This is a genomic window from Desulfobacula phenolica (assembly GCF_900105645.1).
Taxonomy (GTDB): domain Bacteria; phylum Desulfobacterota; class Desulfobacteria; order Desulfobacterales; family Desulfobacteraceae; genus Desulfobacula; species Desulfobacula toluolica.
The window spans coordinates 120,676-146,921 of sequence record NZ_FNLL01000004.1; the positions used below are offsets into that span (position 1 = coordinate 120,676).

A 26,246-nucleotide genomic window follows, 5' to 3' on the forward strand; every position below is an offset into this window, starting at 1 on the left:
TTTATGATTCCGGGATTTGAAGCAATTGTTGAAGAAAGAATAAAAAAAGCCCAGAAAGAAGGTGCGTTTGACAATCTGGAAGGTAAAAACAAACCATTGAAGTTTGAGGATCAGCATGTTCCGGAGGAGTTTCGTCTTGCTCACAAAATACTTAAAAATGCAGGGTTTCTTCCCCCTGAAGTTGAAATTAAAAAAAAGATTACACAGACTGAACAATTGCTTGAAGCAGCACAGATTGATTCCCCGGAAAGGATGAAAATCCAAAAAAAACTCAACTACCTTTTAACCAAACTAAACACCACAAGGGGAGACAGACAATGCTCTCCAATTCTGACCGATGCATATAGGGAGAATTTAATTAAAAAGATATCATGAATTTTAAAAATAAAGATAAAGACGGACTTTTCAAAAGTATTTTCACTGCCTATTTCATTTTGCTGTTACATGTTTTTTTACTGGCAGGCGTGGGTGTTTCCATAATATTGTTCAAAGGGGTATATCACTATCTTCCCTGGATAATGGCAGGTATCGGCATTTTAGTATTATCCATTGCCTGGATTTTCTACCGGCGGATGAAAAACAGCACAACCGACATTAAAGATATCCTGTCCATGCCGGAGTTTCAGGACAGAACAGTTGAAGTCAAGCTCATGGGGGGACTTGCATCTTTTAAAATAACTCCGAAAGACAATCATGCACTTCGCATCGGCCATCACATGCCAGCACATCCGAACAGACTGCTCATTGAAGACGCCGTCAACAGGACCGAACAAAAAATTCTTGAACTGACCGCACTTTTTGAAAAAGATCTCATCACCCGGGAAGAATTTGAGAAGGCAAAACAAAACCTTATCCAGGGATAAATCAGGAGTTGACAATGGAAAAAATCAGGTTGGCGCTTTTATCCGGTGGTGTGTCTTCAGAAAGACAGGTTTCCCTTAGCAGCGGCAAACAAGTATTGGATGCCCTTGACAAGAACCGGTACGATATCGCCTTGTATGATCCCAAAACCGATTTAAAACAGCTTGTTATTGATGCGGAACAAATCGATGCCGCCCTGATCATCATGCACGGTCCCTTTGGTGAAGATGGAACTGTTCAAGGACTTTTAGACCTGCTTGACATTCCTTATCAAGGTGCCGGGGTGTTAGGCAGTGCAATGGCCATGAACAAACTTGTGGCCAAAAGACTTTATGAAGGTGCAAAGGTTCCCACCCCCTCGTATCTGTCTTTTTCACTGACTGACAAAATCAACTTTTCAGCCATTGTGGAAGCCATGGGCCTGCCGCTGGTAGTAAAACCGGCCTGTGCCGGATCAAGCGTGGGAATGAGCCTTGTCAAACAGGCAAAAGACCTGGAATCAGCCGTTGCTTTGGGATTTGACCATGACGACTGCATCATCATAGAAAAATATGTCAAAGGTATTGAACTGACCTGTGGTGTTCTGGGCAATGACACACTTGAAGCGTTGCCGGTCATTGAAATCGTTCCTGGAAAAAATCATGAATTTTTCGATTACACAGCAAAATATACCGCCGGAGAAACCAAAGAAATCTGCCCGGCCCGCATTGATGAAACAACAAGAAAAAAAGTCCAGGAACTTGCCGTCAAAGCGCACAAGGCACTTTTTCTGAAAGGATATTCCAGGACGGACATGATCCTTCACAACTCTGAATTATTGGTTCTTGAAACCAATACAATTCCGGGAATGACCGCAACCAGCCTTTATCCCCAGTCTGCACAGGTTGCAGGATACACGTTTACAGAACTCTTAGACAGACTCATTCAACTTTCAATTAAAGAACATACAAAACAAAATCTAAGGAGATCAACATGAAGATTCTAGTGGTTGGTGGTGGTGGCCGTGAACATACACTGGTATGGAAAATATCAAAAAGCCCGATGGTGGAAAAAATATATTGCGCACCGGGAAACGCCGGCACCCAAACGCTTGCACAATCTGTCCCCATCAATGCCGACGATATTGACGCATTGGCTGCTTTTGCCCTGGAAAATGAAATTGATCTGACAGTAGTAGGCCCGGAAGGCCCCCTGGTAAAAGGCATTGCAGATGTTTTCCAGGAAAAGGGGTTAAACGTGTTCGGTCCCAGCAAAGCTGCTGCAAGACTTGAAGGCAGCAAAGTCTTTTCCAAACAGCACATGCAAAAGTACAATATCCCCTGTGCCGCAGGAAAGGCATTCACTGATGCCAACAAAGCCAAAACCTATGCCAAAGCCCTTGGGGCTCCCTGCGTGGTTAAAGCAGACGGCCTTGCAGCAGGAAAAGGCGTGATCATCTGTTCCACCCTTGATCAGGCCAATGAGGCAATTGATGCCATGATCAATGAAAACGCATTTGGAGAGGCCGGTGCTGTTGTGGTTGTAGAAGAATGCCTCAAAGGGGAAGAAGCCTCTTTTATTGCATTAACAGACGGAAAAACCGTTTTGCCATTGCCAGAATCACAGGATCACAAAAGAATTTTTGACAATGATGAGGGTCCCAATACAGGCGGTATGGGCGCTTACTCCCCTGCACCGGTTCTGGATCACATGCTTCGCCAGAAAGCCATGAACGAGGTTATGATCCCGGCTGTTCAAGGCATGGCAAAAGAAGGCACACCTTTTAAAGGAGTCCTTTATGCAGGCCTTATGGTGAATAAAGACCAGATAAAAGTCCTTGAGTTTAACACAAGACTGGGGGACCCTGAAACACAGCCCATTCTCATGAGACTTAAAAATGACCTTGTACCCTTGATGGAAGCCTGTTGTGACGGAACCCTGCACCAGCACTCCACCCAAATAGACCCGAGAGCTGCCATGTGTGTTGTAGTTTCTTCAGGCGGTTATCCCGGCTCCTATGAAACAGGAGAAGAGATCTTAGGTCTTGATGAAGCCGGCCAGGTTCAAGATACGGTTGTCTTTCATGCAGGCACTGCACTAAAAGAGGGAAAAGTCGTGACGGCAGGCGGCAGAGTCCTTGGGGTAACCTCCCTGGGCCAAACCGTCAAAAGAGCCATTGAAAAGGCATATGAAGCGTGTGAAAAGATTTCTTTTAACAATCATTTTTACAGAAAAGATATCGGGGCAAAGGCTTTACAAAGGCTGTCCATACCTCCTCAAGTGGGAGTGATCATGGGAAGCGACTCTGATTTCCCGGTCATGGAAAAGGCATTGTCCATACTGAAAAAATTTGATATCCCCTACACTGTCACAGTGGCTTCCGCCCATCGTACCCCTGACAGGGCAACCGAATTTGCAAGTGAAGCAAAAAGAAAAGGGATTAAAGTTATCATCTGCGGTGCAGGTCACGCCGCCCACCTTGCAGGTGTTATTGCAGCCCATACAACACTGCCTGTTTTGGGTGTTCCCATAGACTCATCCGCACTCCAGGGAATGGATTCCCTTCTGGCAACAGTACAGATGCCTCCGGGAATTCCGGTATCCACCATGGCCATTGGAAAACCAGGGGCATATAATGCCGGTATTTTTGCCGCCCAGATCCTTGCGGTCTCAAATCCCCTGCTTGCGGAAAAACTTTCAGCCTTTAAACAGGAAATGGCTGACAAGGTCAATAAAAAGGCGCAGTCGTTTGCATGATGCAAATAAAATAATTGCTGTTGATCCGGTAAATCCGGAACCCGAAAACATTATCAAAGCCGGGAAAATACTCCGGAACAATGGAGTCGTCATTTTCCCGGCCAAATGTCTTTATGGAATTGCAGCCAGGGCTTTGGATGAAAAAGCCGTAAAAAAAGTTTTTGACTTAAAACAGCGGCCGTTGAACAACCCTATTCTTGTCCTTATCCCTTACAGGGCAATGCTTAAGGATCTGGTCAAATCCATCTCAAAACCGGCTGAAAAACTTATGGACACATTCTGGCCCGGAAATATGACCCTTGTGTTTGAAGCCAAAAATAATATTCCAACTCTATTAACTGCCGACACAGGCAAGATAGGAGTGAGACTCCCCGTGCATCCGGTTGCCCGGGCCCTTGTTGAATTAATGGGCGTTCCCCTTACCGGCACCAGCGCAAATCTGTCCGGGCAGGCAGGCTGCAGCCGGGCTGACCGGCTGAATACTGCTGTGATTGACCAGGCAGACCTGGTATTGGATGCCGGTATTCTAAAGGGAGGGGCCGGATCAACCATTGTAGATGTTACCGGTTCAAACATTCATATTATCCGGGAAGGAGAAGTTACGGCTGACCAGATCAAAAAAATCCTGACAAATTGATATCACAATACAGCATAAATTCATTGACAAAGTTCATATTTTACCTTAAATAAGAAAACGATTCATGCCGGAGTGGTGGAATTGGTAGACGCAGAGGACTCAAAATCCTCCGGGCGCAAGCCCTTGCGAGTTCAAGTCTCGCCTCCGGTACCAGCTAATAACAAGGGTCTTGAGAGTTTTTAAATAATCCTCAAGACCCTTTTTTAATGTTTTGGTCAACGTTTGCCATTTTGGTCAACGTTTTTATTGACCCTACCCTCCTGTTCTGTCAGAAAAAAACTTAATGGATGCCCTGAAATATTCAATACAGATCAGGGAAGCCAGTTTACCAGTGAATCGTTTACAAATGTATTAAAGAAAAACAATATTAAAATTAGTATGGACGGCCGGGGCCGGTTCCAAGATAATATTTTTATTGAAAGATTATGGTGGACAGTGAGGACTGGAAACCGGATGAAATATATTTTATGAAACAAGAGTTAAAGAAAGTAGCATGAAAAACCTACGGCTTCTGGCTGACTTTTTCCACGCCCTGCGGGCGCATAAAAAGTAAGGCCAGACGTTGCAGTTTTTTCGATTTTAATTTTTTTTTAAAAAAATTTAAAGCTTATTTCAGCATTTAAGCTGTTCAGGCTTTGAGGTCCACCGTAGTGTTCAAGGCTTCTGCAAGCGCCCGTGTCCGCACATATCAAACTCAAGGAATGAAAGTCAAGCATAGACCACCGCTGTTCTTGGGCGATAAAGGCGGTTGCTGAACCGGATCTGAAAAAAACTTCAAAACTAAAGTTTTTTACCTATTTACGGGTGAGTGGGTTAGGTCCTTGGGCTTTCACCCCCATGGTGGCCTTGGGAGTAGGGTTCACTGTTTCTTTATTCTTTCCTCAAGGTTTGGTGGAGACATAAAAACAAAAGATTTGCCTGCTTTAAATTTAACAAGTAACTTAGTGTTATCAGACATAAATAGCAAATCTTTTCGTGCCGTCTCATATGATATGCCATGGGAATTTTTATGCTCATTGATTTTGTATGTAAAGCCTGGGTGCTTTAATGCGTGTCTAAGCAAAGCAAGTTGCCGAAAGTTTAGTTTTTTGCCAAGGTTTTTGGCATCTTGAAGCATGTCTTGTGCTTGTGTTATACCTTTTGTCTTTTTTTCTAAATAAAGGTGTAAATCGCTTATTGCTTTTTTAATAACCTCTAATTGATGAATTATAAAATAAGTAACATCATTGCCATCTGTTTCAGTATATAAAAAAGCTTTTCCATATTGAACAGGGGCCTGTTTTAAAATTCTTGATATAGAAATGAATTCAGCCAGCCAATACCCTTGATTTACCATGGACCAATAAAACAAGGCCCTTGCTGTCCTTCCATTTCCATCCACGAATGGATGATCATATGCTAACATAAAATGCAAAGCAATAGCCCGAACAACAGGGTGAATAAAAACCCCTTTAACATCTAATATTTTATTGGCAAAATCACATAAGATATCCAATCGCTTTTCTAAATCAGAAGCTTTTGGCGGTACATGCAATACTGTATTTGTCATCGTGTCAACCACCTCAATATCATCTTCTTCTAATCGCAACACACCAGCCTTATCAGGGTTCTTCAATGTTTTTTCTGTGAGAATCCTATGTAATTCTAAAATAAAAGATGGGGTTATTGCCTCTGTCTTGAAGTCTCGAATAAACTGCATTGCATGATAATTATTTAATATCATCTGTTCGCTTTTGTCTTTTGGCCCTCTTCTTTGTCTAAGCATTTCCTTTGCTACGTTTCGTGTTGTGACTGCTCCCTCAAGTTGACTGGAATTAATAGCTTCTTCAAACAGAGAGCTGATTAAATAAGTACCTTGCATGTTTGTGTTGATCATTGGTTTGTCCGCAGAAATCGTTCCTGCTGCATTCAGATCCAACCAATGCAAATCTTTTTGCATGGAATCAATTATACAAAACTTAAATCCGTCACCTGATTTATTTAGAAAGGGCAAATTTTTCGATAAGAGACTTCTCTGTATCTTTATTCCTGCCCACAATTCTTCAATACCAATCGTTTCAGGGGGGGATAAATGCCTAAGCTTATCCCAATGCAAATAACGCCCCTTATTATCAGTCGGGCCTATATTCATTTGAAAAATCTTGGGCAACACATCGAGATTTGCTTTGATTATTTGATCTAAATCAGGTGGTGTTACCGGTATTTTCAAAACAACAGCTCCTATATAAAGATTATTGGTATATCCTTCTCATTATGTATCAGAAACTTTTCCGGCTGTAAATACTAATTTTTGAAAAATAGTATTTGATCTAAGAAGCCTATAATAAAAGGGTCCCAACAATTCGTATTTTACCCTCAAATCGATTGAAACTATTTTTAGTGAATAAGACCAGGGGTGATTTTGGGAGTGATGGCAATTTTTTTCTGTCTGAAACATTCTTTCTTCACATGCTGAAAGTAGAGCATGTGAAATAATTCTAACTTCCCCTTCAAAATTCAAAGATGCAAAATTATTTGGAAATCCTTAATGAAGAACCTCAAATATCACAACCTGCCAACCCAGCTCCTACACCACTGTATAGTATCCATGAGGACATCCCATGCCCTGGCAAGCCAACAACCCCATAATTGAAGCGGTTAAGTGTGTGACGCAAATCGACACCCCAGGTCATCTTTTATATGGCACTCGGTCGTTTTATTCATTTATATAACGAATTAAAAAAGCTGATATTAACCGGGTAAGATTGAGTGACCGGGATTAGCAGGAACCGGAGCCGGTTAAAGTGGAGGATTTGCCATATTGGAATCATTCAAGGGGTGTCACTTTTTTAATTGTCCTCTCTCGGGACATTTGGATTTTAAACTTTTCTAATCAAAATATAACCGATTTAATAAAAGCATATCTTTTTACTTGGTCAACGTTTGGTCAACGATTACCCAAAAACATGTCCCTTTTTTTAGGTTTTTGTATGTTTTTGTTTTTGTCTGGATTATTTAGGTAAGATATTGATATTATAGAAAATAAATATTAATATTTCTCTGAATTTTTTTGTATCTATTTGTGATAAATTACCGTCAATTAGGACTCAAAATCCTCCGGGCGCAAGCCCTTGCGAGTTCAAGTCTCGCCTCCGGTACCAGCAAATAACAAGGGTTTGGGACTTTTCGAAAAAAAATTTCAAACCCTTGTTTTATGCCCGAAACAAATTCAGCCATCAAAGACCTCCATGAACCTTTCACAGACAGTTCTACAGCCCCAAGGGATAATACTATATTGTGGTTTGATTTTTTTAGAAAAGCCACACAGTCACGTTATAAATTCCACTACCACCTTGATCGCTTTTTCTTCCTTATCAAGACTGATTTCAGCCCTTCTTTTGCAACCCGTTTGCCTTGAGTTTCAATGGATAGTATAAAATTTACGGCATTTATCACATCAATATTTTTCTTGCTGTTATTCTCAAAAGGTTCATGATTCACAACTTCAATAAAAATAGCTTTAAATTCCAACAGTCTTTCGTTTGTAAAAATCTTCTTAAAAATATCTTGAGGCAGTCCTGTGTATCCTGACTCCATGAAACGTTTTTCTAAATATGTGAGCGTTCTGACCGTAGGTTTAAAGCCAAAAGTCTTTTTCAGCAAAACTGGAAATGCAGGGGTTATGGTTTCCTGAACAGGCACTTGGACAACCTTGCTTTTAACTTTTCGGGTTTTTGCTAACCTATGCGCCTCTGCTTGGCGGCATATATGCTCTGCTTGAAGGGCAGCGGCCTGAAGGTAAGCGCTCAAGCTATAAAAACCCGTGTGTATATACTCTGGAAGGTCATCTCCCCTTCGACTGAACACATATCTGTATTTATGATCAATTTCACCCCAGGCCTCCTCAAGAATCGTCCTCAATTGAAACTCAATCTGAAGTCCTTTCAATTCATCGTCAGCACCTGAATTCTCTCCCAGTTCGACTTGATAATGAATGGATGAGTATCCGCTGTATCGAAGATCAAGACCCTCGGGAATTGTCTTTCCGGGATCAACTGGAAGTATGAATGATCTTTTATGATCCGGTTCCCGGATGAATCTCAATATTTTTTCATCCGCCAATAGTTCAAGATACGTTTTGACTCTGTCGATATCTGAAAGTCGAAGACAGATCAGTCTGATACCCAGCAGGTCTTCGATTTTTTTTTGAAAATTTTTTTGTGTGATAACTGCTGTCTTATTCTCAGGTTTTTTGTTCTCTTCATCTATTTTCTCTATGAGTCGAATTTTATCTTTTATGCGGTATTTAATTGTATGAAGGCTTTCTTTCGGTGCTGAAGGATCATCTCCGATCAGAGAAACAATATACTCGGCCAGTTTTTCATATTTTTCTTTTTCTTTGAAAAATGAAATTAAAATAGCGTCTTTCTGACGTTTTCTCATGTATCCTTTGTCCTTTCAGTCGGTTCATCATATTACCTTGCATAGTAGAATTAATAAGCTTATCATACAATAAAAATCAAAGAACTATTCCTTTATTCTTTAATAAAAATCGGAGGTTTTGAGTGTCAATTTTTCAACGGGCCATTTTAACCCATGGCGGTGCAGGTTCGGACCCACAAAATTTCGATGGTCCCAAGACTGCTGCAAAAATAGGAATGGATTTAATGGCAAATGGCCAAACAGCTTTAAATGCAGTGGTTCAAGCGGTGAGATATTTAGAGGATGATCCACGGTTTAATGCCGGAATCGGTTCTCAAATCCGGGCCGATAACACCACAATTCAGTTGGATGCGTCATGTATGACAAGTATCGGCAAATTTGGGGCGGTTGCCTGTGTCGAAGGCATTCAAAACCCTGTTGATTTAGCCCTGGGGGTATTGATGCATTCCCCGCATTTTCTCATTGTTGGTGATGGCGCGAAAGCCTTTGCAGATGAAAACAATATTCCCATGATACCGATGGGGGATATGGATCGTAGCATTTCACTGCCTTCTTCCTGTGATACGGTGGGTGCTATTGCCTTTGATGGGACAATATTTGCTGCCGCCTTAAGTTCAGGAGGTTTGGAAAAAGCAGCTATCGGACGTGTTGGTGACGTGCCTTTGCCTGGATGCGGTCTTTTTTGCGGTCCATCAGGTGCTGTCGCCTGTACCGGAGATGGTGAATCCATAGCACTTAAAATCCTGGCAAAGGAAGTATACGGCTGGCTGGAAAATAATATTAGCCCCAAAAAAGCGGCACTAAAAGCCATGGGACTGTTTGATGACCGGGTTGATATCGGACTGATCATCTTAACCCAGACTCAATTCGCATTAAATTCCCGAAATGGCATGGCATGCTCTCATCTTATGGAGATCAGATAATTATGGCATTGAATCCTTTTTTTTTAGGACGTCTGATTGCAATTGGCGGGAATGAAGATAAAGCAAATGAATTGGTCGTCCTCAAAAGGGTTGTACGGGAAATTGGAAAAACCGATTATAAAGTTGGCGTTATCACTACGGCAAGTGAAGATCCCGAGCAACGGGGCAAAGAGTATCATACGGTATTTACCAAGCTCGGCGCTTCCAGCATTGAAATATTGAACATAACACAAAGAACCCAGGCAAACGATAAAAAATTGGTCAAAAGTCTTGAAAATACCGATTTGATTTTTATTACAGGTGGCGACCAATTAAGACTGACAACGATATTGGGAGGATCACAAGTCCTTGCCGCCGTTCAAAGCCGGCTTGAAGCAGGGGCTCTTATCGCTGGAACCAGCGCAGGGGCAACCGTGTTTTCAGATACCATGATCTATGAAGGAAAAAGTGAGGACGGTTTATTCAAAGGCAGCGTCCTCACCACATCAGGATTTGGTTTTGTTGAAAAAATTATTTTTGACACCCATTTTATGGCAAGAGGTCGTATTGGACGCCTGATGCAGATTATTACAACCAATCCAACCTGTATAGGGGTCGGTATCGGAGAAGATTCAGCAGTGGTTCTCAAAGGGGACGGAGTTGCCGAGGCGGTGGGTACAGGACAGGTCATTATCGTGGACGGCAGAGATATCGGGCATTCAAACATTATGGATATTAAGCCGGGTGAGCCCATTGCCGTTGAGAATGTTAGAATTCATTCGTTAGTGAACGGATATGGTTATGATTTCAAGAAACGACAATTTTTAACTTCCACAATAAAATAGAGGAATATGAATGATTACCATAAAAGAGTTACGGGCACTGCGAGGTCCAAATCGGCATACTCGCCATACAGCTATCTTCATGGTTTTGGATATCAATGAGTATGAGAGCCGACCTTCGGATAAAATAAAGGGATTCTCAGATCGTTTATTAACGCTTATTCCAACACTTCAGTCGCACGGTTGTTCCATTGGAAAACCCGGCGGATTTATCCAGAGACTTCAAAACGGAACCTGGGCCGGTCATATTATTGAACACATTGCCATTGAGCTTCAATGTCTGGCTGGAATGGAAGTTGGATATGGGAAATCGCTGAGTACACCCCAAAAAGGAACATATATTATTGTCTTCCGCTATCTTGTCGAATCCGCAGGATTAAAGGCGGCCAAAGATGCCGTATCCCTGTTCGAAGCGGTTGCGGAAGGCAAGGAGTTCGATGTCAACAAGATCGTATCCGATCTCAAGATTCTGCGTGAAGAAGATATGCTTGGTCCCACCACCTGGAGTATTGTTAAAGAAGCAAAATCCAGAGGCATTCCTTTTATTCGACTGAATCAAGACAGCCATATCCAGCTGGGTTATGGTGCCGGCCAAAAACGGATTCAAGCCTCCATAACCAGTAACACTTCTGCCATTGCCGTGGAAACCGCCGATGAAAAAACAGCAGTAAAGGTGTATCTAAAGAAAGCAGGGATACCGGTTCCCAACGGACGGGTGGTTACAACCCAGGATGAGGCCATGGATGCGTTTAATGAAATCGGCACGGCTGTTGTTGTAAAGCCGGATGTGGGGAATCATGGCAACGGGTCTACGATTAATATTACCAATCCTGATCAATTAAAGAAGGCTTTTCAAGCAGCGAAAGCTTACCACCCCGACGTGATTGTTGAAGAATATGTTCATGGTGGAGATTATCGGCTCTTGGTTATAGATGGAAAATTTATTGCGGCAGCCAGGCGGGAACCAGCCCATATCATTGGTGACGGAAAATCGTCCATCAACGATCTGATTAAACAGGTAAATTCAGATCCGCTTCGTGGATTTGGACATGAAAAAGTGCTGACACAAATCGAAGTTGACGAAATGACTGAAAGGCTCTTATCCTTGAACGGGCTGTCTATAAATTCCGTTCCACAAGAAAAACAGATCGTTTATCTTAAGGCCACAGCCAATCTCAGCCAGGGAGGGACTGCCACTGATGTTACAGATGAGGTGAACCCGGATATCCGGCTTATGGCGGAACGGGCTGCCCGTATCATCGGATTGGATTGCGTTGGCATAGACGCTCTGGCCGAGGACATATCTCAACCCCTTGGGCCATCCGGCATAAAAGTTGTTGAAGTAAATGCCGCTCCAGGATTCAGGATGCACCTGGAACCCACAAAAGGTCGGCCCCGGAACGTGGCAAAACCAATAGTAGACATGCTCTTTCCTGAAGGTTATACCCAAGTTCCAGTTTTGGCTGTAACAGGAACAAATGGTAAAACCACTACCTGTAAACTCATTGCCCATACATTGAAATATTCGGGGAAAAAAGTCGGCCTGACCTGCACAACCGGGATTGCAATTGATGGAAATTCAATTTTAACAGGCGATTACAGCGGGCCGGAGGGGGCCGGAATTGTTGTCAGGGAACCAACAGTAGACCACATTGTTCTGGAAATAGCCCGTGGTGGAATTGTACGCAGAGGCCTTGGTGTTGATGAAGTGGACGTAGGAGTATTGTTAAATATTGGAGAGGATCACCTTGGAACAGACTGGATTGAATCCCAGGACGAATTATGTATGGTAAAATCAACAGTGGTAGAAGTGGTCAAAAAAACGGGAACCTCTGTTTTGAACGCAGATGATAACGCTTCAATGAGTGTTCTTGAACGAGCCCGCGGAAACATAATTTTATTTTCCTTAGACCCCGAAAACCCGAAGATAAAAAAGCATATAAGGGAAGGGGGAACCGTTATCATCCTGGATGGGAGAAATGCTGTTATCAGAACGATGGTATTGGATATCATCGTCTGCACACTCGAAGAGATTCCCATTACATTTGGTGGTATCATTGATTTCAACACGGCCAACGCCCTTGCCGCCATTGGTGCCCTTCACGGACTTGGGCTGACCCTTGAACAGATTCGAAACGGAATCATGACATTTTATCCATCGGCAAACCAGAATCCGGGCAGAATGAATTTATTCGATTTCCAAGAATATAAGGTTTTATTGGATTACGGCCATAATACTGATTCAGCCCGTGCATTGGCAAGGTTATTACCCCGCCTATCGCCAGGAAGAAAGATTGGTTTATCCCATGGAACAGGCAACCGGACAAATGAACAACTGATAGATTATGGCAAGGCGCTGGCTCTGGTGTACGATTATATTATGCTGACTGATTTCGATCCCCGTAACAGACCTTTGGGAGAAACCCCAAAACTGGTTTATGAGGGACTCATCAGGGGTGGATTCAGCAAAGAAAATATTGAAATAATTCAAGACCCTGAAAAAGCAGTGGATTATATTTTTTCAAAGGTAAAAAAGGGTGACCTGCTCGTCATTCAGCCTGATGAACTCGAACCTGTCATGGGTCAAATAATGGAAAGATACCGACAGACGATCACGTTGCCAACTTGAAAATAATTCATTTTTTTTTTTGCTTGCTCAGATTTTTTTTTGACAAAATTTTGTGATCAGATTATTCTATTATGACTACGACGTGAAGGATTCATCAATGCCGGAAGTTTTTTTTGAGCAAAAAGCCTTTTTAGATATTTTCACCAAATTCCTGGATTCGATCCGCGAGCCTCTTTTGCTTCTTGATCCTGATTTAAAGGTTGTTAAAGCCAATCTCTCCTTTTACATGACGTTTTGTGTGAAACCTGAAAATACCGAAGGGGTATTAATATACGATCTTGGCAACCGGCAATGGAATATCCCCAAACTCAAGGAACTGCTTGAAGAAATTCTTCCCCAAAATACCGTATTCAATAATTTTGAAGTGGAACATGATTTTGAAATAATAGGGACTAAGGTTATGCGTCTCAATGCCAGAAGGATTTACAAAGACACAAAACATACCCAGTTGATTCTGCTGGCTATTGAAGATGTAACCGAACAGGAATATTATAAACGACATCTTGAAAAAATCGTTGAAAACCGTACTGCGCAGCTTGCTACTGCGAAACAAGAGGCGGAACAGGGGAGGCATGCCGCAGAAACCGCTCTGTGTGAAATAAAAGCGCTCAAAGAACAATTGGAAGCAGAGCGGGCGTACCTGAAAGAAGAAATCAAGCTTGAACATAATCATGAGAATATTATCGGCAACAGCGACGGGCTCAAATACGTCCTGTATAAAGTTGAGCAGATTGCGGACAGCAATACCACCGTACTGGTCCTTGGGGAGACCGGAACAGGTAAAGAACTGGTTGCCAGGTCCATTCACGGTTTCAGCAAGCGAAAAAACAGGTCGCTGGTAAAAGTCAATTGTGCGGCCTTGCCTCCGAATCTTATCGAAAGTGAATTGTTCGGTCATGAAAAAGGGGCATTCACCAGTTCTAACCGCCTGCAGCTGGGGCGATTTGAGATTGCCGATGGTGCTACCCTTTTTCTGGATGAAATAGGTGAACTGCCTCTGGAATTGCAGTCTAAACTGCTTCGTGTTTTTCAAGATGGTGAATTTGAAAGGGTGGGAAGTTCAAAAACCATCAAAGTGGACGCAAGAATTATTGCGGCCACAAATCGAAATCTCGAAGAAGAAGTTGAAAAGGGGCGTTTTCGAAAAGATCTGTGGTATCGGTTGAATGTGTTCCCGATTACAATGCCCCCACTTAGAGAAAGAGTAACCGATATCCCCCTGCTTGTTGATTATTATGTCCAAAAAATATCCAGACGGTTGGGAAAAACCGTTGATCTTGTTCCCCAAAACGTAATGAGTACAATACAAAACTATCACTGGCCCGGCAATGTCCGCGAGTTGGAAAATGTCCTTGAGCGCGCTGTGATAAATTCTTCGGGCCCAAAACTGCACCTGGTTGATGACCTTGACAAGTCTTATAAACATTTAAGTAAAAATCAAAAAACACTGAAGGCGTTGGAACGCGATTATATCTTGGACGTGCTTGAGCAGACCAATTGGAAAGTCAGTGGTGCCAACAGCGCCGCCCAGATTCTCGGTCTCAACCGCAGCACCCTTCGCGCCCGTATGCGAAAGCTTAACATCGTCAAACCCTGATTTTTTAATTCTGCCCGGCCATTTATTGACTGTCGTTCTGTCAGACCAATTAATTAATGGGTCATATATGACCGATTAATCAAATAAGACCTTTTCCTGGTCTTGACAGCATCGTATCAAAACAAACCCTACAAGGGCTTTATCTTAATAAATCAATATGATAGGAGAAATGAACCAAAGATCACACCCCTGGCACAATGATTGCCTTATATCCTTTTATTGAAGGTTTTACCCCCAGCAAATCGTATCATTTAAAAGGAAAAACTAATGAAACAAACAGATCAAAAATACAACTGTGACGTTTGCGGCAGTCAGATTGAAGTGCTCCGTGGTGGAGAGGGAAACCTTATGTGCTGTGGAGAAAACATGAAATTAGTTATGGAGCAAGCTGTTGATAATGATATGGTAAAAAAGGTGCCGATATTTGATATGATGAAAATCAGACCTGTATCAGATGTCGCCGGCACTGCACCGCTCATTGCTGAAAAACCGAATGTAACGGCATTAAAGGATCTTTTAATCTATGTGCTGACTGGATTGTCACAGGTTGTTCTATTCGGACAAAAATCAGACATTACCGATCATAGGATAAACAGGTTTACCGTCAAAGCCCTTTTCTCAACATTGACCGATGTAAACTATGATCCTGATCGATTTTTCAAGCTGATTCATGAAGCAGTTTTACTTCGAGATACCCTTAAATTAAAAATTCGAACCAATTTGATAGAAGGATTCCTGCCTGACGGCCCTGCCCGGTTTATGCCTTCATCTGGCCTTGAGAAAATGATCAAAATAGGAGAATCGGTCGGGATGCAAAATTACCGGTCAGATACACCGGATATTACATTGCTCAAGCAAACCGCTCTATACGGGATAAAATGGCTGAGTGCCTATGCGGATCACGCCCTGAGGATTGATCAGGAAGATGATCGTGTTTATGCATTTATTCATGAAGGATTAGCCGCTGTTCAACGGACAGACTTGACCCTTGAGGACGGGGTTAAGCTTTCACTTAAATGCGGAAAAATCGTTCTAATGGCAGTAGAGATGCTCAATTCAGGCATGATACAAGCCTATGGGCGTCCGATTCCGACAAAAGTACAGTTTGGGGTTAAGAAAGGTAAAGCAATCCTTGTATCAGGTTATGATCTCAAAAATCTTGAGCATCTTCTCAAACAGACTCAAGAAAAAGGAATCACAGTCTATACTCACGGAGAGATGCTTTGTGCCCATGCATACCCCAAATTAAAAAAATTCAGCCATTTTTTCGGTCAGTTTGGTGTCGACCGGCTAAAACAGATATCGGACTTCTCAACTTTTCCGGGAGCAATATTAATGACCACCCGTTGCAGTCAAAGGCCCAAAAAAACAATCCAAAACAATATTTTTACATCGGGAATGGTTGGCTGGCCTGGTATTCATCATATTTCCGGATTCAGCTTCCAGCCTTTAATTGACAAAGCGCTTTCCCTGCCCGGATTTTTGGAAGACAAAGTGCAAGGCGAGGTCATGGTTGGTCTTGCTGAAAACGCGGTTTTGAATGTGGCTGACATCCTGCCGGGATTATCTGCTCCTGCTTTCTTGTCTGAGAATATATTGGGAACGCTGGTCAAATCATTCGACATCAAGCCGGTCACCTGGCCTGACAGCGTTCAGATTCAGCCGGTGTGAAGAAGACGCAAACGGCCGGAAAAATAAAAATTATCAAAACCGTCTGTGACATATCAAACAGATTAACGCTTTAAAGAAAAGAGACAATTATGGGTGACAAGGGAAAAAGAGACAAAGGAAAGCGGGAAGAGCAAAAAAAAAGAAAAGCTGACACAAAAAGAAAAACAAAAGAAATGGCTGCCAGTAAATATTGGCACTAATTTATGAGGTGATCTTAATGATCGTTGTCAGAATAACGCTAAACGTGCGTGCCGAAAAGCAAATGGAACTTTTACAGACCCTTCTTTCGTTGATCGAACCTGTTAGAAAAGAAAAAGGCTGCAAAAGCTACGCTATCTTTTGTGACATCAAAGACAAAAACAGTTTTTGTATAATGGAAGAATGGACAACCCAAAAAGATTTGAACCGTCATTTAAAATCGCTTCGATTCGGAGTTTTGCTTGGAACAAAACCTCTTTTACGGAAACCGCCAATTGTCCGGATTCACACCAAAGCCGGTGTTCAAGGAATGGCCGCTGTTGAAGAGGCCAGGGCCCAAGGAGGAGAATAAAATGAATATCCTGCTGATTTACCCGAAATTTCCCGAAACCTTCTGGTCGTTTACATACGCTATTGGTTTTATCGGGAAAAAAGCTGCGTTTCCGCCACTGGGGCTTCTCACTGTGGCAGCCCTGTTACCGGGAAAATGGTCTAAACGTCTGAAGGACATGAATGTCGACCGCTTGAAAGACGAGGATATTTTATGGGCAGACCTGGTCTTCATAGGCGGTATGGCGGTTCAGCGCACATCCACCAGCCGGATCATAGACCGGTGTAAGTCCTTGAATGCAACCATTGTTGCAGGCGGACCGCTTTTTACATCGGAGCCGGATGCGTTCAAGACAGTGGATCATCTAGTCCTTGATGAAGCCGAACTGACATTGCCAAGTTTTTTGTCAGACCTTGAAAATCATCAACCCAAAAGAATTTACAGGGCCGAAGGGTTTTGTGATCTTACCCAAACGCCTTTTCCGCTATGGAATCTAATAAATATCAAGCGATATGCATCCATGAATATCCAGTTTTCCAGAGGCTGCCCGTTCAACTGTGATTTTTGCAATGTAACAGCCCTGTTCGGCCACAAACCCCGGTTAAAAACAACAGACCAGATCATTCTGGAACTGGATATTATTTATTCGCTGGGCTGGCGGGGCAGTATCTTCTTTGTTGATGATAATTTTATCGGCAACAAACGGTTTTTAAAAGAACAACTTCTGCCTGCCCTGGCCCTGTGGCGAAAGGATAAAAAAGGGTGCGTTTTTTTTACGGAATCTTCCATCAACCTGGCAGATGATGAAAGACTTTTATCCATGATGGTAAAAGCCGGTTTTGATTCTGTGTTTATCGGGATCGAGTCCCCGGATGAGGTTGCTTTGAGCGAATGTCAAAAAAACCAGAATAGAAACAGAGATCTGCTGGACAGTGTTTCCATTATCCACCGATCAGGGCTGCAGGTCATGGGTGGTTTCATTGTGGGATTCGACAGTGATAAACCCTCTATTTTTCAGCGACAGATCGAGTTTATTCAAAAAAGCGGGATTGTGACGGCAATGGTTGGAATGCTCCAGGCCATTCCGGGAACCCGGCTTTTTGAACGGCTTCAAGGGCAGAACCGTTTGTCAGAACAATTTTCCGGAGATAATGTGGACGGCACGACCAATATTCTTCCGCAAATGGGAATGGACACGCTTTTGAACGGGTATCAAATGATCATGAAACAAATTTATTCGCCCAAATACTACTACCGGCGGGTCCGAACCCTGTTAAAAGAACTCAAACCACCTGAGGTGGTTGAGCCTTTGGATCTTCAGCGGTTTTTATCCATTTTCCGTTCAGCAGTAAAGCTCGGTGTTTTCGGTAAAGAGCGCTTTCATTACTGGTATCTCATCATTTGGACGTTGATTCGAAAACCCAGGTGTATGTCAACCGCAATCACTCTATCCATATTTGGCTATCATTACAGGAAAATATGCGAACGATATATTTATTAAAAAAACCGCCTGCATAGACGGTATCTTTATAAAAGGAGTAACACCCCATGATAAATATCCAGCCGGATAACCTATCAATTTATATGAAGCAAATTAAAGAGGGAGGTGGCAAATTATCAAAATTTCTACGTCCTGGAAAGGCCTTAAAAATTCTGCTTGTACTGGCTGCCATTGCGTATCTATGCTTTGCATTTTTATTTGTGTATGTACAACCGGATGAATATGGCATCAAAGTGGTCCGGGTGGGCTTGAACAGAGGTGTTCAAAAGCAGATTTATCATGCCGGACTCACCTTTGTAATGCCTTTTGGCCTGCAGCAGATGTATCGCCTGCCCAAAGGAATCCAGGTACTGGAACTGACCAATTTTCCCGAAACCGCCGCAGGTGGGCCAGAAAAGACAGGGCCGCACACATCCAGACTTCGGATGGTTTTTTTGTAGATGTGGATGTGTCCATGCTTTACCACATCAAGGACCCCTACCTTGTGTTTACCACCATAGGTCCGGGAACCCTGTATGAAGACAACGGCATTATTCCCAAAGCCGAACCTGCCTTGAAAGAGACTCTGGGAAAGCTGACAACCGAAGAATTTTACAACAGTCCCATGCGGGTGAAAAAAGCTGAAGAAGCCAAAGACCAACTCAACATGGAATTAAATCTAAAGGGGATTGAGGTGGATCAGGTGCTGGTGCGTTATTTTAAATACAGCCCGGAAATCCAGAAAAATATTGAGGCAAAAAAACTCCAGGACCAGATGGTCTTTACTAATCGGGCCGCCGCCCGAGCCGCAAAAGAAGAAGCGCAGCTCAAAAAGATTGTGCAAGAAGGCATGGTGATTGCTGCAGTTGAAATGGAAAATGGAAAGGCGTATGTCACCCGGAAAATCGCGGAAAAGGATCTCTATGTCCGCAGCATTAAAGCCAATGCCGATCTTTTGGTAAAGCTTGCCGAAGCCGAACGGGTGCGTCTGAAAAATGCTGCCTTAAAAGGAATTGGTTCAGATCGTATGGTGGGATTGAAGATGGCCCAGGCATATAAGGGACTTGATCTGATCATCCTTCCCAGTGACGGGGCTCACGGGGTCAACCCATTGGATTTAAACAATACACTTCAATTGTTCGACGTTCGAAAGAGAGGTGAAAAATGAACCGCTTGTTAATTTTATTTATATACCTGATCCTTTTATTTACTTTCACCGGCTGTATACCTCATACCACAGGAGAAACCGAAGTGGGGGTCAGGACCCGTAAAATCGGACTGTTTGCGCCTAAAGGCGTGGAAGACCGGGTATATGCCCAGGGTTCCACCTATTTTTTTCTGCCGTTTATCAATGATTGGCATGTGTTTGATACCAAGCTGCAGAATCTGGAGATGACATTCTCCAAAACCCGGGGAGACCGCAGAAGTCAGGATGACCTGTTATTTAAAACAACCGACGGAAATGATATCAGCCTTGACGTGATCATTGCCTACCGTATTGATGCCGCAAAGGCCCCTTATATTCTTCAGTATGTAGCAAGGGACGATACCATTTTGCGGGATACCATTGTCAGGACCGTTGCCAGAAGCAAACCAAGGGATATTTTCGGGGAGCTTAAAACAGAAGCCTTTTATGTTGCAGAGGCCAGGGAAACTCAGTCTAACAAGGCCAAAGCAGCATTGGACAAAATCCTTGGACCCATGGGAATTGTTGTGGAAAAAGTGCTCACCAACGACTACCGGTTCAACGCGGAATACACAAAGGCAATAGAGGACAAGAAAGTGGCTGATCAGCAGGTGGAGAAAAACAAATCCGCCCAGCACGCAGCACTTGAAGAATACAAGCGAAAACTGGAAGAAGCCAGGGGCGAGGTCAATAAGATGGTTGCAGATGCTGACGGCCAATACCTTAAGGACAAGATTGAGGCTGATGTTTACCAGGAGCAGCAGCAGCTTCTTGCCCAGGCCATTGAAGCAGAAGGGATTGCCGAAGCCAAAGGCATCCGGGAAATGAACAACGCCCTGGAAGGAGAAGGCGGCGAGATCATAGTGAAATTGAAAATAGCCGAAGCGCTTGAAGGAAAACGGATCATACTGCTGCCGGTGTCCGAGGGGGGAATGAACCTGAAAACCACAAACATCAATCGGTTGATTGAAACTTTGGGGGTAAAGGCTTTGTCAAAAAATTAAAATTTATTAAGAAGGAAGGGGTACTGTCTTTGACACTGCGCAAGGCACTTGAAGCAAAACCAAAAGAAATATTGGTCAAATAAGACCTTTGCCCTCGAACGCCCTTTTGATGGCACCATCGTAAGGGCGTTTGCATTAGAAAAGATATGAAAGCATTGCATTCAACCCTTTTCAATGAAAATACAATAAAAAAGTATTGGCAGCAGTATTACGGGTAGTCTTTTTAAGCATCCTTTTTTTGATAATTTATACGAGGAAGAACACATGGGACAATATAACCTGAAAAACCTCTTTGATCCACACAGGATCGCAGTGGTGGGTGCCAGTGAAACGCCGGGAACCATTGGCAATGCATTGATGAAAAACCTTATCTGCGGGGGATTTTCCGGAAGTTTGCTGCCGGTGAATCCCAAACATAAGACACTGCACGAACATGAATGTGTTCAATCCATTCGCGATCTTGATACAGAGGTAGACCTTGCCATTATAGCCACACCCATTCACAGCACCATTGATATAGTGCATGACTGTATTGAAAAAAAGGTAAGGAGCGCGATCATTATCTCTGCAGGAGGAAAGGAAATCGGCAAACAGGGCAGAGAGATAGAAACCAAGATACAACATGCCGCCTCTGCCGGCGGGCTTCGAATACTGGGACCCAATTGCATGGGAATTCTCCGGCCCGGTATAAATCTGAATGCCAGTTTTGCATCTGAAATGCCCCTGACCGGGAACCTGGGATTCGTCTCCCAGAGCGGTGCCATCTGTTCAGCCATTCTGGATATGGCCTTTAAGGAGCGCATTGGATTCAGCCATTTTGTCAGCATCGGTTCCATGCTGGATATCGATTTCGGAGACATGATTGATTATCTTGGTAATGACCCAACAACAAAAAGCATTTTATTGTATATTGAAAACCTGACAAATGTTCGCAAATTCATGAGTGCTGCCCGTTCGGTGTCCCGTGTGAAACCCATTATTGTGCTTAAATCAGGCAGGAGTCCTGCAGGTGCCAAGGCTGCAGCCTCTCACACAGGTGCCATGGCAGGAGAAGATGCGGTTTATGACGCAGCCTTCAAGCGTGCCGGCATCGTGCGGGTGGAGTCTATTGCAGAGCTTTTTGACTGTGCAGAGCTTATGGCCAAGCAACCGCTTCCAATGGGTCCCAGGCTTGCAATTCTTACCAATGGCGGAGGTCCGGGTGTAATGGCGGCGGACACCCTTGCCAAGTATGGAAAAAATCCTGGAGCGCTTGATCCTGAAACCATGGCTGCATTTGACGCGTTTCTGCCGCCTTTCTGGAGCCGGGATAACCCCATCGACATCCTTGGGGATGCATCTGCCCAAAGATTTGGTCAAGCCATGGAGGTCTGCTTTAATTCAAATAATCTGGATAGCATCCTGGTTATTCTGGCACCCCAGGCCGTAACTGATCCGCTTTCAGTGGCCCAAGCTCTTATCAGTGCCTTTAGCAGCCGCAAATATCCGGTCTTTGCCTGCTGGATGGGCGGCAAACAAATAGAGGCGGCTGTTAATGCGCTGAATGAAGCCGGGATTCCGACCTATGATACTCCGGAACGGGCGGTTCGGGCGTTTTTATATATGGTTGAATATGCGAAAAATCTTGAAATGCTTTTGGAAGTTCCTCCCAAAATAATCGGGAATATGGATTTTGACCCTGAAAAAGCCAGCAGTCTTATCACCGGAGTAACAGATTTCATACCCGAAGCAGATGCCGCAGAAATTCTCAGGGCATATGGCATGCCCATGATCAGGATAAAAACTGCAAAGACAGAATCAGAGGCTTTGAGTATCGGCCGGAAAACAGGATTCCCCCTGGTCATGAAAATCATGTCCCCCGATATCATTCACAAAACCGATGCCGGCGGTGTCCAGCTTGATTTGCGGAGCGATAAAGATGTCTCCCAAGCCTACAACCGGATTATTTCCTCAGCCGCCAGGTATAACCCTGATGCAAAAATTGAAGGCGTAACAATCCAGCCCTATTTGCCTAACCCTGATTTTGAAATTTTATTGGGTACCAAGCGTGACCCCAATTTCGGCCCGGTGATCCTGTTCGGAATGGGCGGAATTTATACCGAAGCCTTAAAAGACAGGTCTCTCGGGCTTCCTCCCATGAATCGCCTTCTTGCCCGGCACCTCATGCAGGAAACCAAAGTATATGCGTTATTAAAAGGATTTCGGAACCGGCCGGCCGCAGATATGAAAAAACTCGAAGAAATGATCATCCGGCTCTCCCAGCTTCTGATTGATTTCCCTCAAATTGCCGAACTGGACATGAATCCTGTTCTGATCAAGGACGGCAGTCCTGCAGCAGTGGATGCAAGAATACGGATTTCCCCCATTGATGTGCCGTCCTCCCTGCATCTGGTCATCGGTCCATACCCTGAAGAAGATGAGTCTCATATGAGAAGCAGCGACGGCCGCAGAATTTTTATTCGGCCGGTCAAGCCGGAGGACGCCCCTATTTTTACGGAATTGTTCAAAAAACTTACCCCTACAACGATTTATTTCCGTTTTTTCGGAAGATTAAAAGAGTTAAAGCCCAAGCTTCTGGCCCGGTTCACCCAGATTGACTATGATCGAGAGATTGCCTTGGTCGCCCTGGATGAAGATGCTCAAACCGATATCCTGCTGGGGGTAGCCAGAATCATCAATGAACCGGATGGAGAGACCGGTGAATTTGCCATTCTGGTAGGAGATACCTGGCAAGGCAAGGGCATTGGTTCAAACCTGTTGAAAAAATGTCTGTCTATTGCTCAAAAACATGGATTAAAAAAGGTTCACGGCATCGTTTTAGCGCAGAACAGGAATATGCTGGCGCTGGGAAAAAAACTGGGGTTTGACATCAGCAGGGAGCCTGGCTCCAGCGACAATCAACTGGTCATCCATCTGGGAGATAACGTATAAGGAGAATTCTAATGAAAATTTCAAACTGGCTGGATAAAAAGCAGGAAGAGAAAATTGATGTGTCTCAAATTAAAGTGCCTTTGGAAATGTTCTATGATGAAGACCCGGATGAAATGATTTATTTTAAGGAGCATAAACCATGCGGGTATTTTTGTGCGCAAAATCACCCATTTTCTAAAGTAGAACGTTTCGGACACTGGTATTACTGTAAAGGGCAGGACAAGAAAGCCGGTATCCATTCATCAGACATGAAGTGGCATCTGTTTACAAAGGATGAAAAACTTGCTCTAAAAACAGCCAAAAAACACATAGAATAAAAATGAGGAATATTGCTGATGGGAATCTTTGCACATTTAATGAAATTGGTGATACCTATTTTAATTTTGATTGTAACCATTGAATATCAATTTAACTAAAGGAGAACAGATCATGGATCTTATGCCGTTCTTAATCACTTTAGCAATTATCGGGGCACTGCTGTGGGTTGTAAACGCTTATATCCCGATGGACAGGAAGATCAAGCAGATCCTGAACATCGTCATGGTGGTTGCTGTAGCACTATGGGTGTGCAACCTGTTCGGCGTGTTTGATTTCTTTCAAGGATTTCACATTGGCAAATAACCTGCTGCGGTGTGCAGTTGTTATACTTTAAAATTCTCCGAGGCCGAACAGATGTTTGTCTTTGATGCTGCAAGCGCCCATCGGCAGACGAATTATAAAATTAGTGCCTTTTCCTAATTCAGATTCAACTTCCATTGTTCCATTGTGATTCTTGGTTATGATAAAATAAGAGACAGACAAGCCAAGACCCGTACCAGAACCAATCGGTTTTGTTGTAAAAAAAGGTTCAAAAATCCTTTTACAAGTCTCTTTATCAATCCCAGGCCCATTATCTTTAACTTCAATCCGTAGCATATTGAATTCTCTTTCTTCTGAAAGCTTGAGACAAAATTTTGGTTGATAATCCTTTTCTGAAAATTGTTTTTCAAACATGGCATATGCACCATTATTAAAAACATTCAATAAAACCTGCTGAATTTCACTTCCTCTACAGACAATCACTGGCAGATCCTTTTCATACTTTTTTTCAATAACAATGGATTTAAAGTCAAATTTTTTCTTTAAATCATAGCCTGATGAAGCCAATGCCAAAATTTTTTCCATAAGAACTTTTGGGTTATGAGTTGAAAAAAAAGAGTCGCTTTTTCGTGAAAAACTCAGGATATTTCTCACTATATCAGCAATTCTTAAACCCGATTCTGTTATCGCCTCAAGCATTCGGGGAACATTACGGGCATGCATGAATTCATGAATAGCTTCCATTGTTGTTCCGGATGATTCCGCCGCTTTTATATTGGCAGGCATATCCTTCATGGTTAATCGATTTGACAATACATTTGTATTTTGGATAACACCGGCCAAAGGATTATTGATCTCATGGGCCATAGCGGCTGAAAAGCCGCCAAGAGAAAGCATCTTCTCTGACTGAACCATCATTTCTTCCAATTTAACTTGTTCCGTAACGTCATCAACCCTGACAACCGCACCTGCCCGCCCGTTAGCCGTCAAAGGATAGATGGTGATATTTTCAAATATTACCTGATCTTCCTCTTTTCTGAACTGCCGTGGATTTGAGCATATTTTCCTCATGCTAATGGCTTGTTTTAAACGCTCTGACTCACTTGAAAGAAGCGGGAAGGCTTTTTCAAATAATTGTCCTTTTGCTGATTCTTTTGATATCCCTGTTATTATTTGTGCTTTATGGTTCCATTGGTTCACTCGACCATCTTTGTCCACGCCGATTATCACCGAGGGCATGGAGTTGATAATATTGGAAAGATAATTGCGTAAATTACTGATATCTTCTTCATCTCTCTTTCGGTCCGTGATATCCAATATTGCTCCGATCAGGCCGATAAAAGAGCCCTTGTTGCCCGGAACAACAGATGTGCTGAAGATCACATCCCGCAGTTCGCCATTTGTATTTTTGACCTGAGATTCGTATTGCTGTTTACCACCGATCGCAAACAGCTCATTGTCTTGTGCAGTATATTTTTCCGCCAAATGCCTTGGGCTGATATCAAATACGGACTTGCCTATCAGATCTTCCCTCTTTTTCCCAAAAAAAACTTCAAACGCTTCGTTGAATTCAAGATATCGACCCTTTTTGTCTTTATAGAAAACCGGTATGGGTATCGCATTGATCAGCGTTTTAAGAAAAGTTTCCCTTTCCTTCAGGATATTTTCAACCTTTTTGCGCTCGGTGATGTCGCTCATCACCATTCGCCTTGATGTGATGCCTTCGGAATTCTGCACAACGGTTGTTGCCAAGCGCACCCAAATTGCCGAGCCGTTATTTTTCAGCATCCTGAGATCACACTCCTGCGGAACATCGGTTTCAAAAAGCTGTTTGTTATGCAGATAGTATATGTCTTGATCTTCTTTCAGGATAAACCGGGTGACAGGCTGTTTGACAATAGTACTCCGGGTTGTTCCCAGCATTTTGGCAGCGGTGAGATTGCATTCAAAGATCAGCTTCTGCTCGTTGATGCTAAAAAAGCCTACCGGGGCCATATTGTACAAGTCAAAATAGCGAGCTCGTTCAGTGTCCAATTCCGCCTGGAATCTTCTCAGTTCATCGTTCTGCATTTCCAGTTCGATTTGATGAACCTCAAGATCATGAATCAGAGTCTTCATTTCATCAGGAGAAAATTCAACAGGGCAGTCATTGTTAACAGATGATACTTTCAATGCCTTTTCGGCTCTTTGCCTGAGTTCAGAATTATCCGGAATTTCTTTCTTATTGCCCATCTTGTTCT

Annotated in this window: 21 protein-coding genes, 1 tRNA gene and 1 pseudogene; 20 read left to right on the forward strand and 3 right to left on the reverse strand. The window is 43.2% G+C overall.

Features of this window, described 5'->3' with window-relative positions; genetic code table 11:
- The first annotated feature begins 3 nt into the window (after positions 1–3).
- The 7 genes and pseudogenes from BLT94_RS07755 to BLT94_RS07785 all read left to right on the forward strand — a co-directional run.
- Positions 4–375 carry a DnaJ family domain-containing protein gene (locus tag BLT94_RS07755; protein ID WP_014956505.1) on the forward strand — a complete coding sequence of 124 codons (372 nt, stop codon included), beginning with the start codon at positions 4–6 and terminating at the stop codon, positions 373–375.
- Positions 372–863, forward strand: a complete 492-nt coding sequence (locus BLT94_RS07760; protein WP_014956504.1) for a hypothetical protein — start codon at positions 372–374, stop codon at positions 861–863. Before BLT94_RS07755 ends, BLT94_RS07760 begins: the two co-directional genes overlap by 4 nt.
- 14 nt (positions 864–877) lie before the next feature.
- A complete protein-coding gene (locus BLT94_RS07765) occupies positions 878–1,837 on the forward strand; it encodes a D-alanine--D-alanine ligase family protein (protein ID WP_092232375.1) in 960 nt (319 codons plus the stop codon).
- On the forward strand, positions 1,834–3,597 hold the full coding sequence (gene purD / locus BLT94_RS07770; protein WP_092232379.1) for a phosphoribosylamine--glycine ligase: 1,764 nt from the start codon (positions 1,834–1,836) through the stop codon (positions 3,595–3,597). The genes BLT94_RS07765 and purD overlap by 4 nt, the downstream gene beginning before the upstream one ends.
- On the forward strand, positions 3,590–4,234 hold the full coding sequence (locus tag BLT94_RS07775) for an L-threonylcarbamoyladenylate synthase (protein ID WP_092232383.1): 645 nt from the start codon (positions 3,590–3,592) through the stop codon (positions 4,232–4,234). The genes purD and BLT94_RS07775 overlap by 8 nt, the downstream gene beginning before the upstream one ends.
- A gap of 66 nt (positions 4,235–4,300) precedes the next feature.
- Positions 4,301–4,387, forward strand: a tRNA-Leu gene (locus tag BLT94_RS07780).
- Positions 4,388–4,519: 132 nt separating this feature from the next.
- Positions 4,520–4,675, forward strand: a pseudogene (locus tag BLT94_RS07785) (IS3-like element ISAcsp5 family transposase); the annotation flags it as partial.
- Positions 4,676–5,093: 418 nt separating this feature from the next.
- On the opposite strand, the gene BLT94_RS07790 reads toward BLT94_RS07785, so the two are convergent.
- Together BLT94_RS07790 and BLT94_RS07795 are read right to left on the reverse strand one after the other, a co-directional pair.
- Positions 5,094–6,443, reverse strand: a complete 1,350-nt coding sequence (locus tag BLT94_RS07790) for a Fic family protein (protein ID WP_092232390.1) — start codon at positions 6,441–6,443, stop codon at positions 5,094–5,096.
- A gap of 1,115 nt (positions 6,444–7,558) precedes the next feature.
- Positions 7,559–8,656, reverse strand: coding sequence for a RelA/SpoT domain-containing protein (locus tag BLT94_RS07795; RefSeq protein ID WP_092232393.1), 1,098 nt, complete (start codon positions 8,654–8,656; stop codon positions 7,559–7,561).
- 122 nt (positions 8,657–8,778) lie between these two features.
- On the opposite strand from BLT94_RS07795, the gene BLT94_RS07800 reads away from it, so the two are divergent.
- From BLT94_RS07800 to BLT94_RS07855, 13 genes are all read left to right on the forward strand, one after another.
- Complete coding sequence (locus BLT94_RS07800) at positions 8,779–9,579, forward strand: isoaspartyl peptidase/L-asparaginase (RefSeq protein WP_092232396.1); 801 nt, start codon at positions 8,779–8,781, stop codon at positions 9,577–9,579.
- Between the two features lie 2 nt (positions 9,580–9,581).
- A complete protein-coding gene (locus BLT94_RS07805) occupies positions 9,582–10,403 on the forward strand; it encodes a cyanophycinase (RefSeq protein WP_014956498.1) in 822 nt (273 codons plus the stop codon).
- A 10-nt stretch (positions 10,404–10,413) separates the two neighbouring features.
- A complete protein-coding gene (gene cphA / locus BLT94_RS07810) occupies positions 10,414–13,029 on the forward strand; it encodes a cyanophycin synthetase (protein ID WP_092232399.1) in 2,616 nt (871 codons plus the stop codon).
- Positions 13,030–13,126: 97 nt separating this feature from the next.
- Positions 13,127–14,626 (forward strand): sigma-54 interaction domain-containing protein, encoded by a 1,500-nt coding sequence (locus BLT94_RS07815; protein ID WP_092232404.1) that lies wholly within the window; start codon positions 13,127–13,129, stop codon positions 14,624–14,626.
- A gap of 267 nt (positions 14,627–14,893) precedes the next feature.
- Positions 14,894–16,297 (forward strand): hypothetical protein, encoded by a 1,404-nt coding sequence (locus BLT94_RS07820; protein ID WP_092232991.1) that lies wholly within the window; start codon positions 14,894–14,896, stop codon positions 16,295–16,297.
- 217 nt (positions 16,298–16,514) lie between these two features.
- Positions 16,515–16,847 carry a putative quinol monooxygenase gene (locus BLT94_RS07825; RefSeq protein ID WP_175530300.1) on the forward strand — a complete coding sequence of 111 codons (333 nt, stop codon included), beginning with the start codon at positions 16,515–16,517 and terminating at the stop codon, positions 16,845–16,847.
- Between the two features lies 1 nt (position 16,848).
- Positions 16,849–18,327: a B12-binding domain-containing radical SAM protein gene (locus tag BLT94_RS07830; protein ID WP_092232407.1), complete on the forward strand. Its 1,479-nt coding sequence runs from the start codon at positions 16,849–16,851 to the stop codon at positions 18,325–18,327.
- Between the two features lie 47 nt (positions 18,328–18,374).
- Complete coding sequence (locus BLT94_RS22315) at positions 18,375–18,767, forward strand: hypothetical protein (RefSeq protein WP_245743037.1); 393 nt, start codon at positions 18,375–18,377, stop codon at positions 18,765–18,767.
- A gap of 14 nt (positions 18,768–18,781) precedes the next feature.
- Positions 18,782–19,474 carry an SPFH domain-containing protein gene (locus BLT94_RS22320; protein ID WP_245743039.1) on the forward strand — a complete coding sequence of 231 codons (693 nt, stop codon included), beginning with the start codon at positions 18,782–18,784 and terminating at the stop codon, positions 19,472–19,474.
- Positions 19,471–20,496 carry a prohibitin family protein gene (locus BLT94_RS07840; RefSeq protein ID WP_092232410.1) on the forward strand — a complete coding sequence of 342 codons (1,026 nt, stop codon included), beginning with the start codon at positions 19,471–19,473 and terminating at the stop codon, positions 20,494–20,496. Before BLT94_RS22320 ends, BLT94_RS07840 begins: the two co-directional genes overlap by 4 nt.
- A 264-nt stretch (positions 20,497–20,760) precedes the next feature.
- Entirely contained in the window at positions 20,761–23,427 is a 2,667-nt protein-coding gene (locus BLT94_RS07845; RefSeq protein ID WP_092232413.1) for a bifunctional acetate--CoA ligase family protein/GNAT family N-acetyltransferase, read from the forward strand.
- 11 nt (positions 23,428–23,438) lie between these two features.
- The gene (locus BLT94_RS07850; RefSeq protein ID WP_092232416.1) at positions 23,439–23,744 is read left to right on the forward strand and encodes a hypothetical protein; all 306 of its coding nucleotides are present in this window, start codon (positions 23,439–23,441) and stop codon (positions 23,742–23,744) included.
- 112 nt (positions 23,745–23,856) lie between these two features.
- Positions 23,857–24,048: a Thivi_2564 family membrane protein gene (locus tag BLT94_RS07855; protein ID WP_092232419.1), complete on the forward strand. Its 192-nt coding sequence runs from the start codon at positions 23,857–23,859 to the stop codon at positions 24,046–24,048.
- A gap of 27 nt (positions 24,049–24,075) precedes the next feature.
- On the opposite strand, the gene BLT94_RS07860 is transcribed toward BLT94_RS07855, so the two are convergent.
- A complete protein-coding gene (locus tag BLT94_RS07860; protein WP_092232422.1) occupies positions 24,076–26,238 on the reverse strand; it encodes a PAS domain-containing sensor histidine kinase in 2,163 nt (720 codons plus the stop codon).
- Between the last annotated feature and the right edge of the window lie 8 nt (positions 26,239–26,246).

What these genes read in the sequence shown, in the direction of transcription:
- BLT94_RS07755 (WP_014956505.1), top strand. Translation starts at nt 4, where the DNA reads ATGATTCCGGGATTTGAAGCAATTGTTGAAGAAAGAATAAAAAAAGCC.
- BLT94_RS07760 (WP_014956504.1), top strand. Translation starts at nt 372, where the DNA reads ATGAATTTTAAAAATAAAGATAAAGACGGACTTTTCAAAAGTATTTTC.
- BLT94_RS07765 (WP_092232375.1), top strand. Translation starts at nt 878, where the DNA reads ATGGAAAAAATCAGGTTGGCGCTTTTATCCGGTGGTGTGTCTTCAGAA.
- purD (WP_092232379.1), top strand. Translation starts at nt 1,834, where the DNA reads ATGAAGATTCTAGTGGTTGGTGGTGGTGGCCGTGAACATACACTGGTA.
- BLT94_RS07795 (WP_092232393.1), bottom strand. Translation starts at nt 8,656, where the DNA reads ATGAGAAAACGTCAGAAAGACGCTATTTTAATTTCATTTTTCAAAGAA.
- BLT94_RS07805 (WP_014956498.1), top strand. Translation starts at nt 9,582, where the DNA reads ATGGCATTGAATCCTTTTTTTTTAGGACGTCTGATTGCAATTGGCGGG.
- cphA (WP_092232399.1), top strand. Translation starts at nt 10,414, where the DNA reads ATGATTACCATAAAAGAGTTACGGGCACTGCGAGGTCCAAATCGGCAT.
- BLT94_RS07815 (WP_092232404.1), top strand. Translation starts at nt 13,127, where the DNA reads ATGCCGGAAGTTTTTTTTGAGCAAAAAGCCTTTTTAGATATTTTCACC.
- BLT94_RS07820 (WP_092232991.1), top strand. Translation starts at nt 14,894, where the DNA reads ATGAAACAAACAGATCAAAAATACAACTGTGACGTTTGCGGCAGTCAG.
- BLT94_RS07825 (WP_175530300.1), top strand. Translation starts at nt 16,515, where the DNA reads ATGATCGTTGTCAGAATAACGCTAAACGTGCGTGCCGAAAAGCAAATG.
- BLT94_RS07830 (WP_092232407.1), top strand. Translation starts at nt 16,849, where the DNA reads ATGAATATCCTGCTGATTTACCCGAAATTTCCCGAAACCTTCTGGTCG.
- BLT94_RS22315 (WP_245743037.1), top strand. Translation starts at nt 18,375, where the DNA reads ATGATAAATATCCAGCCGGATAACCTATCAATTTATATGAAGCAAATT.
- BLT94_RS22320 (WP_245743039.1), top strand. Translation starts at nt 18,782, where the DNA reads ATGCTTTACCACATCAAGGACCCCTACCTTGTGTTTACCACCATAGGT.
- BLT94_RS07840 (WP_092232410.1), top strand. Translation starts at nt 19,471, where the DNA reads ATGAACCGCTTGTTAATTTTATTTATATACCTGATCCTTTTATTTACT.
- BLT94_RS07845 (WP_092232413.1), top strand. Translation starts at nt 20,761, where the DNA reads ATGGGACAATATAACCTGAAAAACCTCTTTGATCCACACAGGATCGCA.
- BLT94_RS07850 (WP_092232416.1), top strand. Translation starts at nt 23,439, where the DNA reads ATGAAAATTTCAAACTGGCTGGATAAAAAGCAGGAAGAGAAAATTGAT.
- BLT94_RS07855 (WP_092232419.1), top strand. Translation starts at nt 23,857, where the DNA reads ATGGATCTTATGCCGTTCTTAATCACTTTAGCAATTATCGGGGCACTG.
- BLT94_RS07860 (WP_092232422.1), bottom strand. Translation starts at nt 26,238, where the DNA reads ATGGGCAATAAGAAAGAAATTCCGGATAATTCTGAACTCAGGCAAAGA.